14 protein-coding genes and 2 tRNA genes are annotated in these 15,202 nt (G+C 71.2%); 15 read left to right on the top strand and 1 reads right to left on the bottom strand.

Annotation, left to right across the window (positions count from 1 at the left end):
- Positions 1-43 precede the first annotated feature (43 nt).
- From D581_RS1000000141770 to D581_RS0132165, 15 genes are all read left to right on the top strand, one after another.
- Positions 44-196, top strand: a complete 153-nt coding sequence (locus tag D581_RS1000000141770) for a hypothetical protein (RefSeq protein ID WP_018961243.1) — start codon at positions 44-46, stop codon at positions 194-196.
- An 84-nt stretch (positions 197-280) separates the two neighbouring features.
- Entirely contained in the window at positions 281-442 is a 162-nt protein-coding gene (locus D581_RS1000000141765; RefSeq protein ID WP_018961242.1) for a hypothetical protein, read from the top strand.
- Between the two features lie 38 nt (positions 443-480).
- Positions 481-1,098 (top strand): nicotinate-nucleotide adenylyltransferase, encoded by a 618-nt coding sequence (gene nadD, locus D581_RS0132220; protein ID WP_026291102.1) that lies wholly within the window; start codon positions 481-483, stop codon positions 1,096-1,098.
- A 19-nt stretch (positions 1,099-1,117) separates the two neighbouring features.
- Positions 1,118-3,013 carry an LCP family protein gene (locus D581_RS0132215; protein WP_026291101.1) on the top strand — a complete coding sequence of 632 codons (1,896 nt, stop codon included), beginning with the start codon at positions 1,118-1,120 and terminating at the stop codon, positions 3,011-3,013.
- 229 nt (positions 3,014-3,242) lie between these two features.
- Positions 3,243-3,674 (top strand): ribosome silencing factor, encoded by a 432-nt coding sequence (rsfS, locus tag D581_RS0132210; protein WP_018961239.1) that lies wholly within the window; start codon positions 3,243-3,245, stop codon positions 3,672-3,674.
- Positions 3,671-4,324 (top strand): histidine phosphatase family protein, encoded by a 654-nt coding sequence (locus D581_RS0132205; protein WP_026291100.1) that lies wholly within the window; start codon positions 3,671-3,673, stop codon positions 4,322-4,324. Before rsfS ends, D581_RS0132205 begins: the two co-directional genes overlap by 4 nt.
- Before the next feature lie 139 nt (positions 4,325-4,463).
- Positions 4,464-4,536 (top strand) — tRNA-Ala (locus tag D581_RS0132200).
- A 132-nt stretch (positions 4,537-4,668) separates the two neighbouring features.
- Positions 4,669-4,857: a hypothetical protein gene (locus D581_RS1000000140295; protein WP_078625983.1), complete on the top strand. Its 189-nt coding sequence runs from the start codon at positions 4,669-4,671 to the stop codon at positions 4,855-4,857.
- 3 nt (positions 4,858-4,860) lie between these two features.
- On the top strand, positions 4,861-5,094 hold the full coding sequence (locus tag D581_RS0132195) for a hypothetical protein (protein WP_003969224.1): 234 nt from the start codon (positions 4,861-4,863) through the stop codon (positions 5,092-5,094).
- A 148-nt stretch (positions 5,095-5,242) separates the two neighbouring features.
- Positions 5,243-5,315, top strand: a tRNA-Ala gene (locus D581_RS0132190).
- A gap of 395 nt (positions 5,316-5,710) precedes the next feature.
- Positions 5,711-8,578: a leucine--tRNA ligase gene (gene leuS, locus D581_RS0132185; RefSeq protein WP_018961237.1), complete on the top strand. Its 2,868-nt coding sequence runs from the start codon at positions 5,711-5,713 to the stop codon at positions 8,576-8,578.
- Positions 8,579-8,814: 236 nt separating this feature from the next.
- Positions 8,815-9,600, top strand: a complete 786-nt coding sequence (locus tag D581_RS0132180) for a hypothetical protein (RefSeq protein ID WP_018961236.1) — start codon at positions 8,815-8,817, stop codon at positions 9,598-9,600.
- Positions 9,601-9,722: 122 nt separating this feature from the next.
- Positions 9,723-10,568 carry a DegV family protein gene (locus D581_RS0132175; protein ID WP_018961235.1) on the top strand — a complete coding sequence of 282 codons (846 nt, stop codon included), beginning with the start codon at positions 9,723-9,725 and terminating at the stop codon, positions 10,566-10,568.
- Between the two features lie 739 nt (positions 10,569-11,307).
- The gene (locus D581_RS0132170; RefSeq protein ID WP_018961234.1) at positions 11,308-11,997 is read left to right on the top strand and encodes a ComEA family DNA-binding protein; all 690 of its coding nucleotides are present in this window, start codon (positions 11,308-11,310) and stop codon (positions 11,995-11,997) included.
- Entirely contained in the window at positions 11,994-14,612 is a 2,619-nt protein-coding gene (locus D581_RS0132165; RefSeq protein WP_026291099.1) for a ComEC/Rec2 family competence protein, read from the top strand. The genes D581_RS0132170 and D581_RS0132165 overlap by 4 nt, the downstream gene beginning before the upstream one ends.
- Before the next feature lie 11 nt (positions 14,613-14,623).
- Here the strand turns inward: D581_RS0132165 and D581_RS0132160 are convergent, their stop codons facing one another.
- Entirely contained in the window at positions 14,624-15,082 is a 459-nt protein-coding gene (locus tag D581_RS0132160; RefSeq protein ID WP_018961232.1) for a pyridoxamine 5'-phosphate oxidase family protein, read from the bottom strand.
- Positions 15,083-15,202: the final 120 nt, after the last annotated feature.

The following is a 15,202-nucleotide window of genomic DNA, read 5'->3' as shown; positions in this document are numbered from 1 at the left end:
TACGGTGTGCGGGGGCTGTGGATAACTTTGAGGAGCGCCCGAAATGTCGCACACCGCCGTACTGCTCGCCGCCGCGTCCGAGGAGCAGGGACCGGGTGACACCCTCCGGATCGTGTTGCTCGTCTCGATCCTCGGAGCGGTGCTGCTCGCGTGGTTCCTGCTGCGCGGATACCGCAACGACGACAACAACGACTGAGTCGCCGTGAGCGTGCCCGGGGGGCCCGCATACGATGTGACCGACGTCTTCCTTCCGATTCACGATCGATAGGTCCTGCCGAAGATGAGCCTCACGAGCACCGCACACCAGCTGGTCACCCTCGCCTCCGAAGGCGGCGAGGGCGGCAACCACGAAAGCCTCAACCCCTACTTCGTCGGCGCCGGGGCGTTCCTCGCGCTGATGTTCCTGCTGTGGGTCACCACCCGCTTCAACCGCGACCGCTGAGTCAGAGGCGTACAGCTGTGCCAGTAGGCTCTGCACGCATGGGAGAGCAGGAAGTGCCTACCGGCCCCGGCAAACGCCGCATCGGCGTGATGGGCGGGACATTCGACCCGATCCACCATGGACACCTGGTGGCGGCCAGTGAAGTGGCCGCCCAGTTCCATCTCGACGAGGTCGTCTTCGTCCCGACCGGGCAGCCGTGGCAGAAGAGCCACAAGAAGGTCTCCCCGGCCGAGGACCGCTATCTGATGACGGTCATCGCCACCGCGTCCAACCCGCAGTTCTCCGTCAGCCGGAGTGACATCGACCGTGGCGGACCGACGTACACCATCGATACGCTGCGGGATCTGCGCGAGGTCCACGGCGACGCGGACCTCTTCTTCATCACCGGCGCCGACGCGTTGTCCCAGATCCTCACCTGGCGCGACGCGGAGGAGCTGTTCTCGCTCTCCCACTTCATCGGTGTGACCCGCCCGGGTCACGTGCTCACGGACGACGGGCTGCCCGAGGGCGGTGTCTCCCTCGTGGAGGTGCCCGCGCTGGCGATCTCGTCCACGGACTGCCGTGAGAGGGTCGCGCAGGGGGAGCCGGTCTGGTACCTGGTGCCGGACGGCGTGGTCCGCTACATCGACAAGCGCCAGCTGTACCGCGGCGAATGAGCCACGGAGAGGGGCACCGGTGAACGACCCGCAGAACCCGTACGACCCGTACTACCAAGAGCCGCAGATCATCGGCTACGACGCGTACGGGCAGCCGGTCTACCAGCAGCAGGGGCAACAGCAGTACGACCAGCAGGGCCAGTACGACCAGCAGGGTCAGCAGGGTCAGGGTTACGACCCCTACGCCGCTCAGCCGGGTCAGGGACACCAGGCCCAGGACGCCGGCTACGGCTACGACGCGTACGGCAACCCCCAGCAGCAGCCCCGGAGTGACGACCCCTACGCAGCCCCGCATCCGGGACAGGCGCCTCAGCCGCCCCGGACGCAGCAGGGCCAGGGCACGGACCAGGGGTACGGCTACGGCTCCTACACCGACTACGGGTACGCCACCGGGCAGCAGCCCGCCGCGGTCGACACCGGTCAGCACTGGAGCATCCCGCAGCAGGGCGTGGCCCCCGCACCGGAACAGGCCCCGCAGCAGCCTCCCGCTCGGCATCCGCAGCCGTCACAGCATTCGCAGCAGTCACAGCATTCGCAGCAGTCACAGCAGTCACAGCAGTCACAGCAGTCACAGCAGTCACAGCAGTCACAGCGGTCGGCGGAAGACGCGGCGGAGCCGGACGCGGAGCCCGCGCTTCCGGGGCAGCGCAAGCCCGCCCCCGACTACCGCACCGAGCAGTTCTCGTTCATCGAGGAGCCCGACGAGGACTCCGAAGACGTCATCGACTGGCTGAAGTTCACCGAGAGCCGCAGCGAGCGGCGCGAGGAGGCGCGGCGCAAGGGCCGCAACCGGATGGTCGCCCTGATCGTCGTCGCCGTTCTCGTCGTCGTCGGCGGGGCCGGCTATCTCTGGTCCGCCGACATGATCCCGGGCCTGTCCGGGGCGGAAAAGAAGAAGGCCGTGGCCGCCGGCGCCCAGCAGCGCGACATGATGGTGGTGCACCTGCACGACACGAAGAGGGGCGGCACCTCGACGGCGCTGCTCGTCGACAACGCCACCACCAGACAGGGCACCACCGTCCTGCTGCCGAACTCCCTCGCCGTAGCCTCCGACGACGGAACCACCACCACACTCGGCAAGTCCGTCGAGGACGACGGCAGGACCGGCACCCGGGAGGCGATCGACACCCTCCTGGGCACCCGGATCACCGGCACCTGGCGGCTGGACACCCCGTACCTGGAGAACCTCGTCGAGCTGGTCGGCAACATCGAGGTCGACACCGACACCGATGTGCCGGGCGCGAAGAAGGGCGAATCGCCCCTGGTGAACAAGGGCGAGGGCCAGACGCTCAGCGGCGCGATGGCCGTCGCGTACGCCACCTACCGTGCGCCGGGGGAGCCCGAGGTCAAGCAGCTGACGCGGTTCGGCGAGGTCATGCGGGCCACGCTGCGCAAGATCTCCGAGGATCCCAAGGCCGCGACCGTCACCATCGAGACGCTGCTCCAGGTCCTGGACCCGTCGCTGCCCGAGAAGGACCTCGGGGCCTCGCTCGCCAAGCTGGCCTCGCGTGCCAAGGTCGGCGACTACAAGACGGCCCTGCTGCCGGTCCAGGAGGACGGCACGCTCACCGAGGCGGACACCCGTGACGTCGTCAAGGACATCCTCGGCGGCACGGTGAAGGCCCCCGAGGCGGGAGCTCCGCTCCGGGTCGCCGTCCGCAACGCCACCGGTAACGAGAAGGCCGCGGAAGCCGCCCGGATCCAGCTGGTCAACGGCGGTTACGCCTTCGTGGACAGCGGCAAGGCAGGGTCCGAGACGTCGTCCGTCGTGCTCTACCGGTCCGCCGAGGACAAGGAGAAGGCCGTCGAGGTGGCCAAGACCCTGGGCCTCTCCGCGGGTGACGTGAAGAAGGGCGAGCCGGCCGCCAACGCCGACGTGTCCGCGGTCCTCGGACAGGACTACGAGGTCCCGTAACCCGCCCGGGACCACCGGTCGGCGCTCCGGCGCCGGCCGGTGGCCGCGTCCGAACTCAACCAGGAAACGCAGTTCCGTTCGGTCAGGAAACGCAGTTCGGTGCGGCCGGGAAACGGAGTGAGGCCCGGCCGGGAAACCCGGTGAGGCCCGGCCGGGAAACGCAGTAAGGCTCTGTCGGCGGTCCGTGAGACCCTAGAGGTTGCATCCGACCGCCGACGAAAGCCTGCATGTGACCGCCACGGACCGCTCCATCGAGCTCATCAACGCCGCCGCTCAGGCGGCCGCCGACCGGCTCGCGCACGACATCATCGCCTACGACGTCAGCGATGTGCTGTCGATCACCGACGCCTTCCTGCTCGCCTCGGCCCCCAACGACCGCCAGGTCAAGTCGATCGTCGACGAGATCGAGGAGCAGCTCCAGAAGGAGCTCGGCGTCAAGCCGGTGCGCCGCGAGGGCGACCGCGACGCCCGCTGGATCCTCCTCGACTACGTCGACATCGTCATCCACGTCCAGCACAGCGAGGAGCGCGTCTTCTACGCTCTGGAGCGCCTGTGGAAGGACTGCCCGGAGATCGCCCTCCCCGAGGACGCGGTCAAGACCCGTGGCAAGGCCGAGGAGCACGCACAGCTCAACGGCGGCACGGAAGGTGATCAGAGCTGAACGGCAGCAGCAGCGGCACGGGCCGCCGAATCGTTCTCTGGCGGCACGGCCAGACGGCGTGGAACCTGGAGCGCCGTTTCCAGGGCTCCACGGACATCGAGCTCACCGAGGCCGGCGTCGGGCAGGCCCGCCGCGCCGCCCGGCTGCTCGCCTCGCTGAAGCCGGACGTCATCGTCGCCTCCGACCTGCGACGGGCGGCGGCCACAGCTGCCGAGCTCTCCGCCGTCAGCGGCCTCTCCGTCGCCCACGACGCCGCACTCCGTGAGACGTACGCCGGTGCCTGGCAGGGGCTGACCCACCAGGAGATCATCGAGCGCTTCGGTGATCAGTACGCGGCGTGGAAGCGCGGAGAGCCCGTGCGTCGCGGCGGCGGCGAGCTGGAGACCGAGGTCGCCGACCGGGCGGCGCCGGTCGTTCTGGAGCACGCCGAGAAGCTTCCGCAGAACGGCACGCTCGTCGTGGTCAGCCACGGCGGCACGATCAGGACGACGATCGGCCGGCTGCTGGGCCTGGAGGCGCACCACTGGGAAGGGCTCGGCGGGCTGTCCAACTGCTGCTGGTCCGTCCTCGGTGAGGGTGCGCGCGGCTGGCGCCTGCTGGAACACAACGCCGGCACGCTCCCCGAGCCGGTCCTCGGCGACGACGACTAGACGCCGTCCGGAGGCAGTTGAGAGGCCGTTCGCGGGCCGTCCGCGGGCGGCGCGGGCCGGATTTCACTTTCCGGCCGGTCGCAGGCTAAAGTTCTTCTTGTTCGCAGCGCGGAAACGCAGGGAAACAACAGCGAACAGCGGGGCTATAGCTCAGTTGGTAGAGCGCCTGCATGGCATGCAGGAGGTCAGGAGTTCAATTCTCCTTAGCTCCACAATCAGGATCCCGTCCCCATCAGGGGGCGGGATCTTCTGTATAGGGAGCACCGAGCGGGCTGACCCCCTTGCGGGGCCATGGCAGAATCGGAACGCCGGAGGGGGCGACGTACCGATCGGGAGGGAGCGCGATGCCTGCGAGTCGCGAACACGTCCCCGACCAGCCTCTTGTCGCCGCCCCGTACCCCGACCCCGTACCGCTCGAAGATCGATCCCGCCTCGGCTGCCCGTCCTGCGGTTCGTCCCATGTGGCCCAGGTTCTGGGTGACAACGGAGGGGTCTCCTACGTGTGCACGGCCTGCGGCCACAGCTGGAGCTGACTGATGGGTGCACACAGGCGTAAGTGCGACTGGTGCGGCAGCGGTACGCCCATCGTCAGGGACATGGACCCGGTCAACGCGGAGTACCAGTACTGGTGCGAGGAATGCGCGCGGGCGCTGATCATAAAAGGCGACCCCATCGAGACCTACCGGGAACTGGAGGGGGAGCCGATCTACGGGCGGCTCCTGGAGGAGCACTGCACCCTCAAGCGCTTCTACTCCTTCGCGACCGCCTGACCTCGCGGCCGCCTGACCTGCGGCTGACGATCCACTGTTCGGGATGATTCGGGCGTATCGGTGCGGACCGGAAACGATTTGGTGAAGCACCGGGGGGACCGTGTAATGTTCTCGATGTCGCCAGGGGAAACCGGGCGGCACACAGCAAGGGGCTATAGCTCAGTTGGTAGAGCGCCTGCATGGCATGCAGGAGGTCAGGAGTTCAATTCTCCTTAGCTCCACAAGATCGACAGTGAAGAAGCGGGCCACCCGGATCGGGTGGGCCGCTTCTCTGTCCGCTTCTCTGTCCGCTTCTCTGTCCGGTTCTCTTCTCCGGATCACGTATGTCCGGAGATCGGCCTCGGCCTGAGCCGGCCGCGTCCCCTGCCCAGCGCCCGCCGGCCCGTGACCGCGTTCCCTCCGCCGGGGCGGACGCCCCGGAAGCCGTACTCCCCGCTCCCTTCCGAACCCGTGCGGTACCCTGACGCCATGCGTGCCGTACGCCTTCTGCTTAGCGAGCCGCGCTGAACAGTCCCGACCGGTGAGAACGCCTGGTCGGAGTCAGCGCGGCGTCCCCTCCTGTGCGAGGGGATTTTTCGTTTCCCGGCAGATGACGATCGATGGAGCTTTGAGGATCATGAGCGAGACGAATTCCGCAGCCGAGACGGCCGCGCCGCACCGCTACACGGCGGCGATGGCCGCCGACATCGAGGCACGCTGGCAGGACTTCTGGGACTCCGAGGGGACGTACGAGGCGCCGAACCCCACCGGTGACCTGGCGGGCGACCCGGAGCTGGCCGCCAAGCCGAAGAAGTTCATCATGGACATGTTCCCGTACCCCTCGGGTGCGGGGCTGCACGTCGGACACCCGCTGGGCTACATCGCCACCGATGTCTACGCCCGCCACCAGCGGATGACCGGCCACAACGTGCTGCACACCCTGGGTTTCGACGCCTTCGGCCTGCCCGCCGAGCAGTACGCCGTCCAGACGGGCACCCACCCCCGGGTCTCGACCGAGGCCAACATGGAGAACATGAAGGCCCAGCTGCGCCGGCTGGGTCTGGGCCACGACAACCGCCGTTCCTTCGCGACGATCGAGGCCGAGTACTACAAGTGGACGCAGTGGATCTTCCTGCAGATCTTCAACTCCTGGTACGACACCGAGGCCGACCGGGCCCGCCCGATCGCCGAGCTGGTCGAGCAGTTCGAGAGCGGTACGCGCGCGACCCCCGACGGCCGTGAGTGGAGCGCGCTGAGCGCCACCGAGCGCGCCGACCTGCTGAGCGAGTACCGCCTGGCGTACGCCTCCGACGCCCCGGTGAACTGGTCGCCCGGGCTGGGCACCGTCCTGGCCAACGAGGAGGTCACCGCCGACGGCCGCTCCGAGCGCGGTAACTTCCCCGTCTTCAAGGCCAAGCTGCGCCAGTGGAACATGCGCATCACCTCCTACGCGGACCGGCTGCTGAACGACCTGGACGGGCTGGACTGGCCCGAGGCCATCAAGCTGCAGCAGCGCAACTGGATCGGCCGCTCCGAAGGCGCCCGGGTCGAGTTCCCGGTGGACACCGCCGGTGGCATCACCGTCTTCACCACCCGCCAGGACACCCTGTTCGGCGCGACGTACATGGTGCTGGCGCCCGAGCACGACATGGTCGAGCGGATCATCCCGGCAGCCTGGCCGGAAGGCACCCACCCGGTGTGGACCGGCGGCCACGCGAGCCCGGCCGAGGCCGTCACCGCGTACCGCAAGCAGGCCGCGGCCAAGTCCGACGTCGAGCGGCAGGCCGAGGCCAAGGACAAGACCGGCGTCTTCACCGGCGCGTACGCGACCAACCCGGTCAGCGGCGAGAAGGTCCCCGTCTTCATCGCCGACTACGTCCTGATGGGCTACGGCACCGGCGCGATCATGGCCGTACCGGCGCACGACGCGCGCGACTTCGCCTTCGCGCGCGCCTTCGAGCTGCCGATGCGCTGCGTCGTGCAGCCCTCCGACGACCGTGGAACCGACCCCTCCACGTGGGACGACGCCTTCGCCTCGTACGACGCGAAGCTGGTCAACTCCGCCAACGAGGAGGTCTCGCTGGACGGCCTGGGCGTCGTCGAGGCCAAGGCGAGGATCACCGACTGGCTGAAGGAGCACGGCGTCGGCGAGGGCACCGTCAACTTCCGGCTGCGCGACTGGCTGTTCAGCCGGCAGCGCTACTGGGGCGAGCCGTTCCCGATCGTGTACGACGAGGACGGCATCGCCCACCCGCTGCCCGAGTCGATGCTGCCGCTGGAGCTGCCCGAGGTCGAGGACTACTCCCCGCGTACCTTCGACCCGGAGGACGCGACCGCCCAGCCCGAGACCCCGCTGTCGCGCAACGCCGACTGGGTCAACGTCACGTTGGACCTGGGCGATGGCCCGAAGAAGTACCGCCGCGAGACCAACACCATGCCCAACTGGGCCGGTTCCTGCTGGTACGAGCTGCGCTACCTGGACCCGAACAACGACCGTCAGCTGGTGGACCCGGCGATCGAGCAGTACTGGATGGGCCCGCGCGAGGGGCAGCCCACCGGCGGTGTCGACCTGTACGTCGGCGGCGCCGAGCACGCCGTGCTGCACCTGCTGTACGCGCGCTTCTGGTCCAAGGTGCTGCACGACCTGGGCCACATCTCCTCCGCCGAGCCGTTCCACAAGCTGTACAACCAGGGCATGATCCAGGCGTTCGTCTACCGCGACAGCCGGGGCATCGCCGTTCCCGCCGCCGAGGTGGAGGAGCGCGACGGCGCCTTCTACCACGAGGGCGAGAAGGTCAGCCGTGTCCTGGGCAAGATGGGCAAGTCCCTGAAGAACGCGGTCACGCCGGACGAGATCTGCGCGGAGTACGGCGCGGACACGCTGCGCCTGTACGAGATGGCGATGGGCCCCCTGGACGTGTCGCGCCCCTGGGACACCCGGGCCGTGGTCGGCCAGTACCGGCTGCTGCAGCGTCTGTGGCGCAATGTGGTCGACGAGGAGACCGGTGAGATCACCGTCGTCGACACGGAGCCCGGCGAGGACACGCTGCGTGCCCTGCACAAGGCCATCGACGGGGTCGGCCAGGACATGGCGGGGATGCGGTTCAACACCGCCATCGCCAAGGTCACCGAGCTGAACAACCACCTGACGAAGGCCGGCGGCCCCCTGTCGCGCTCCGTCGCCGAGCGGCTGGTCCTGCTGATCGCCCCGCTGGCCCCGCACATCGCGGAGGAGCTGTGGCGGCGGCTGGGCCACACCGGGTCGGTCGTGCACCAGGACTTCCCGGTGGCGGACCCGGCGTACGTCGTGGACGAGACCGTCACCTGCGTCGTCCAGATCAAGGGCAAGGTGCGGGCCCGCCTGGAGATCTCGCCCGCCATCACGGACGAGGAGCTGGAGGCGCTGGCCCTGGCCGACGAGGCGGTCGTCGCGGCGCTGGGCGGGGCCGGGATCCGCAAGGTGATCGTGCGCGCGCCGAAGCTGGTGAACATCGTCCCCGCGTGACGACTGCTGTGTGACCACTGCGCTGTGTGACGACGTTCGTGTGACGACGTTCGTGTGACGGCGGCCGGGCGGTGGCGGCCGGGTGATGGCAGCCGCGTGATGGTCCCTGGACGTGGTGGGGGCCATCCCCTACGGGCAGGTTGGGGGTTCCGAAGGAACCCTCGGCCTGCCCGTTCCGTTTACGGTGGAGGGGGCGACCGGTATCGGCGGCCGCATCGAGACATCGAGGGGCATTCATGGAAGCCGCGATCACGATCCTGGCGTTGTTCTTGGTCGCGTTCGTCGCGCTGGGCGTCTACGCGACCGTGAAGGCCGTCGGCGCGGCCAAGCGAGGTGTGGACCGCACGATCACGCAGGCCCGGCGCACCGTGGAGGACACCACGCTCCGGGCCAAGAGCTTCGGGCAGACGGGTGTCGCCGGCGAGCTGGCGCAGCTCCGGCTCGCCCTGCGCACCTCGATGCGCGCCACGCAGGACGCTCTGCACGCCGGTGCCGCCGAGGACGCGTCCCTGGCCGAGTCGGTGGCACTGTTCCGGAGGCTGAGCGAGCACGGCCTCGAACTGGACGACGAGCTGAAGCGGCTGGAGCGCGAGCCGGACCGGGCGACGGTCGGCGGCCTGCTGCCCAAGCTGAGGGAACGCACGCAGCGGATCACGCACTCGGCGGAGTCGCTGCGCTGGGCGGCGCGGGACAGGGCGCGGCAGTTCGCCGACGACGACCTGGACGCGCTGAACGCGCAGATCGACATCGAGGCCGGCGCGCTGCGGCACTGGACCGTCGAGGAGCCGCCGCAGGCATCCGGCGCGGGGGCACCCGCCTCGACACCGGGCCAGGGCCCCGGGACGGACTGGCCCGAGCCGGCCGCCTCGACGGACCCCTCGGCCGGGAACAGCAGCACGGCCGACCAGGCGTGGTCCGGGCCGGCCCGCGAGGAGAGCCCGCAGGCGATCACCGCCCCGGACCCGCGGCTGCGCACGACCTACCCCTGGCAGAAGTCCACCCGGCCGGAAACGACGAACTGACGCACACGCGACGGCTCGCCCGTATCCACGACCCGGCCGGTTACGCCCCGAAGCGGCCATGAATGATCAGAGGGCCGGGGCCGGGCTGCCGCACTCCCACCACGCCAGGTAACCTCCGGCTCATGTCCCGCCATGTCGCTATCGTCACCGATTCCACGGCCTACCTGCCGCGCCCGACGATGGAACGGCACGGCATCACCGCAGTGCCGCTGACCGTCGTCCTGGGCGACCGGGCGCTGGAGGAGGGCACGGAGATCTCGGCGCGCTCGCTCGCCCTGGCTCTGCGGAAACGCCACTCCGTGACCACGTCCCGCCCCAGCCCCGAGGTCTTCGCCGCGGCCTACCGGGCGGCGGCCGAGGGCGGCGCGGACGCGGTGGTGTCGCTGCATCTGTCGTCGGAGTTCTCGGGCACGTACGCCGCCGCGCTGCTCGCGGCGGCGGACGCCCCCGTTCCGGTGCGTGTGGTGGACACCGGCATGGTCGCCATGGCCCTGGGATTCTGCGCTCTGGCGGCTGCGGAGACCGCCGAGGCGGGCGGCGGCCTGGACGAGGCAGTGTCGGCCGCGGAGAAGCGGGCCGCAGGCACGTCGGCGTATTTCTATGTCGACACGCTCGACTATCTGCGCCGGGGCGGACGCATCGGTACGGCGCAGGCCCTGCTGGGATCCGCGCTGGCGGTGAAACCGATCCTGGAGCTCGACGCGGGACGGATCGAGATGCTGGAGAAGGTGCGGACGGCGTCCAAGGCCATTGCCCGCCTGGAGGAGATCGTCGCCGAGCGGGCGGGGGTGGCCCCGGTGGACATCGCCGTCCACCACCTCGCCGCCCCGGAGCGCGCGGAGCGCCTGGCCGAGCGGCTGCGCGAGCGCGTTCCCGGCCTGGTCGACCTCCACGTCAGCGAGGTCGGCGCGGTGATCGGGGCGCACACGGGGCCGGGGCTGCTCGGCGCGGTGATCTCTCTGCGGTGATCTCACCGCGCGGATCTCACCGCGCTGCTTTCCCTGCGTTGCTTTCCCTGCGCTGATCTCCTCGCGCTGAGCGGGATTTCACCCCGTGGAGTGGTCGAGTTGTCCACAACCGCCGGTCTTTCCACAGGAATCGGTGCTGCTCAGCGGGTTCGGGCGGATGTGCCTAACGTCGTGAGGCATGGCCCTTCGATCTTCTCGAGCGTCGGCTCCCGATGCTCCTTCCGTCTCTGCCCTGTCATCCGACGCATCGTCCACGTCTCCACCTCCGCCCTCGCCTGAGCCGCCCGACCCGTTGTCGGCGAGGACGCCCGCACGGGTGCGGCGTGGTTCCGGCACGCGCCCGAGTGGCCGGGCGGGCGTGGGCCCCGGTGCGCGTTCCGACGCACGCCATGGTGGGCGGCTGTCCGCGCGGGGGCGTTCCGCCCGTGCCGCGGCGGCCGCGCGTCGTCGGGCGGACGCGCTGATGGCAGGTGTCCCCGGGCCAGGGCGCGGTTCAGCGCCCGTACCGGTACGTGAGGTTGAGGCGGAGCCCGTGCCCGTACCGGCACGTGAGGCGGAGCCCGTGCCCCTATCGGCACGTGAGGCGGAGCCCGCGCCCGTACTGGTACGTGAGGCGGAGCCCGCGCCCGTGCCCGTGTCGGAAGCCCCGGGGGTGGTGCCCGGGGGTACGGCCAGGGCGGGCCGTCTCGTGTCGGCCGTTCGGGAGCGGCTGCCGTTGTGGTTGCGGCTCCGGTGCGGGATGGCGCCGCGCACGCCGGTGGTGCTCGGACTGGTGCTGCTCGCCGCCGTGGGTGTCGCGGCGTTCCACTTCTGGTCCGTACGCCCCCAGGCCGTGCGCCCGCCGGAGCCGGTCGCCGACGAAGCGGCGGCGCCCGCGCTGCCTCCGGACCCGTTATGGTCCGGGGGCACCGGACAGGCCCCCCGTCCGACCGCAGGGGCGCCACCGGGCGTGGTTGCGGGCGGGGGAGGGCAGATCGTCGTCGACGTGAGCGGCAAGGTGCGTCGGCCGGGGGTCCGCCGGCTTCCGGCGGGCTCGCGGGTGGCGGACGCGCTCGACGCGGCGGGGGGTGTGCGAGCGGGCACGGATGTGACGGGGATCAATCGGGCGCGGGTCCTGCTGGACGGTGAGCAGGTCGTCGTGGGTCTGCCGCCCGGCCCGCCGGTCCCCGGGCCGGGCGGTGGCGGGCACGCCGGGGCCGACGGGCCGGGCGGCGTGCCGGACGGGCCCGGACCCTCGGCACCGCTGAGCCTGAACACGGCGACCGCGGAGCAGTTGGAAACGCTGCCAGGGGTCGGGCCCGTGCTGGCCCAGCACATGATCGACTACCGCACGGAGAACAACGGATTCCGGTCCGTCGACGAGCTCCAGCAGGTCAACGGGATCGGCGACCGCCGCTTCGCCGAACTCCAGCCGCTCGTACGGCCATGAGCGGCCGGGAGGCCCGGCCCTACGTCCGGGGAGCGGGCGATGCCGCAGGCAGTTCGGCGTGTGCGCCGGGAGTTCCGGGAACGCCGGGTGATCCGGGAACGCCGGGTGATTCGGGTGCGCCGAGCGTTTCGGGTGCGCCGGGTGATTCGGGAACGCCGGGTGGGGCCGGGGCGCGAGCGGATGGGCCCGCGGACCTGCGGCTCGTTCCGCCCGCCTTGGCGGTCTGGGCGGCTGCGGCGTCGACGCTGGGGCTGCCGGGGCGGTGGGTGGCCGCCGTGGCCGCCGCCTGTCTGGTTCCGGCGGTCGTTCTGCTGCTGGTGGCCTCGCGCACCTCGCGGGAGGGGCGGGGGAGGCCCGCCGGACGGTCCCGGGCCGTCGCCGCCGGGGGAGCCGTCCTGCTGTGTGCGGCGGCGGGCGCGGCCGTGGCCGGACTCCACGGGGCCGATGTGCGGCGCGGTCCGGTCCCCGGGCTGGCGGAGGAGTACGCGCGGATCGACGCCGACGTACGGGTGACCTCGGATCCCCGGACGACCCGCCCGGCGGTCCGGGGCAACCACAGCGCCCCGACCCTTCTCCTGATCGACGCCGAGGTCATGGAGGTGCGGACGCCGGACGGCTCGGGCACCCGGGTCCGGACACCGGTGCTGCTCATGGTCGCTGCGGGCGACCACCGGGCGGACTGGCAGAAGCTGCTGCCGTCCACCCGGCTCCGGCTCGGCGGCAGGCTCTCGCCCCCCGCCCATGAGGGCGAACACCTGGCAGCGGTCCTCCGGGTGGACGACGAGGGGGCGCCTCGGATCACCGGTCCGCCGACGCGGGTCCAGCGCATGGCAGGGGAACTGCGCGCCGGGTTGCGCGAGGCGACGGACGATCTGGACGCGGACGCCCGTGCGCTGTTGCCGGGGCTGGTGGTCGGTGACACCTCCAGGGTCCCGCCCGAACTCCACGACGCCTTCAAGGCGACCGATCTGACACACCTCCTGAGCGTTTCCGGGGCCAATCTCTCGATCCTGCTCTTCCTCCTCGTCGGGCCGCCGGGGTCGGCGCTGAGCGCGGAACGGCGCGGTCTGGCACCGATGTTGGGGATCTCCCTGCGCGGGACCGCGTTGATCGGCGGCGGGCTGACCCTCGCCTTCATCGTCGTGTGCCGCCCGGAACCGAGCGTGCTCCGCGCGGCGGCCTGCGGTCTCATCACGCTCCTCGCGATCGGAACGGGCCGCCGGAGGTCCCTGATTCCCGCCCTGGCGGCGGCTGTCGTCCTCCTGGTCCTCTACGATCCCTGGCTCGCCCGGAGCTACGGCTTCCTGCTGTCCGTGCTCGCCACCGGTGCGCTGCTGACCCTCGCACCACGGTGGAGCGCCGCTCTGCGGGCGCGGCGGGTGCCGGGGAGGCTCGCCGAGGTGCTGGCCGCTGCGGCGGCGGCGCAGGCCGTGTGCGCACCCGTGGTGGTGGTCCTGGCCTCACGGGTCAGCCTGGTGGCGGTCCCGTGCAACCTGCTGGCGGAGTTCGCCGTGGCACCGGCGACCGTGCTCGGGTTCGCGGCCCTGGCCGTCGCCCCGGTCTCCCCTTTGGTGGCCGAACTGCTGGCCGGGATCGCCGGCTGGCCGGTCGGGTGGATCGCCACGGTCGCCCGCACGGGGGCGGGGCTCCCCGGAGCGGAGGCCCAGTGGCCCGGAGGGTGGTCCGGCGCGGCGCTGCTGGCCGGCCTCACGGTGGCGGCCGTGTTCCTGGCGCCGAGGCTGGCCCGGCGCCCGTGGATCTGCGCGGCCACCGGGCTGCTCCTCGTGCTGGCGGTGCTGAGGCCGGTTCCGCTGACCCGGATCATGACCGGATGGCCGCCGCCCGACTGGGCGTTCGCCCTCTGCGACGTGGGGCAGGGCGACGCGATGGTGCTCATGGCGGGGGAGGGCACGGGGGTGGTCGTCGACGCCGGACCCGACCCCCGTGCGGTCGACCGGTGTCTGCGTGACCTCGCGGTGACCCGTGTCCCCCTCGTGGTCCTCACCCACTTCCACGCCGACCATGTGCGCGGGCTGCCTGGCGTGCTCCGGGGCAGGGCGGTGGGCGCGATCCAGACGACGAGCCTCGAAGAGCCGCCGGAGCAGGCCGCGTTCGTACGGCGGACAGCGGCTGCGGCGCGGATCCCGACGATGCGGGCCGTGGCGGGTGAGCACCGCCGGGCGGGCCCGGTCGACTGGCGGGTCCTCTGGCCGCGCCAAGGGCCCGGGGGAGCGGGGACGCTGGTGCGGGAGCCGAACGACTCCAGCGTCACGCTGCGCGTACGGGCGGCCGGCGGGCTGACCCTGCTGCTCCTCGGGGACCTCGAACCCCCGGCCCAGCGGGAGTTGCTGCGCGGCCGGGAGGTTTCCGGTCCCGTGGACGTCCTCAAGGTGGCCCACCACGGCTCGGCCTTCCAGGACACCGGGCTGCTCCACGGCGTACGGCCGAGGCTGGCGCTCATCTCCTGCGGCGCGGACAACCCGTACGGACACCCCTCGGCCCGTACGGTGGCCGCCCTCAGGGAGGTCGGGGCCCGGGTCCTGCGCACCGACACCGACGGTCCGATCGCCGTGACGGGCACCGGGAAGGCGCTGCGGGCGGTGGGCCGGTCATGACATGGCGCGGGTCAGACCAGCCACGCTCCGGCGAGCATCAGGTCGCGGTCGGCCAGTTCGTTCACCTCGCGCCAGGCGCGCACGGTGTGGGGGGTGATGTGCAGAAACACCCAGACGGGGGTGCGCGGGTCCCATCGGAGCTTCGCGGCGAAGGCTTCCCTTGCCGCAGAGGGAAGGTCCGCCCCCTCCAGGACCCTCGCCCCGCCCTCGATCAGCACCACGTCGCGCGTGGGGCCGAGGGTGATGCGGATCGGACCGTCGGGAGTCACGTTGACGGCGGTGGGATTGGTCCGCCGGGTGGCCATGACCAGGGTGCCGGTGACGTCGTCCCAGAGGAACGACAGCGGGACCAGAGTGGGAACGCCGTCCGCGGAGGCTGTCGCCACCCACGCGTCCTCGTCCTGTCGCAGACGGACCAGGGTGTCCTGCTTGCGCTGCTCCCGGCTGCGCGCGGGATCATGTTCGGTCATGCCCGTCAGGCTAGACCGCGATCACCGTGCCACGCCTCGGGCAACGGGCCTCGGTCAGGAGTCCTAGGCCCTGTCGTGGGCCCTGTCGTGGGACCGGTGGTCCGTGGGGCGGGAGCGGGC

This window comes from Streptomyces sp. CNB091, from assembly GCF_000377965.1.
The sequence above is the reverse complement of the archived record's forward strand: the minus strand, read 5'-3'. Positions and strand labels throughout refer to the sequence as shown.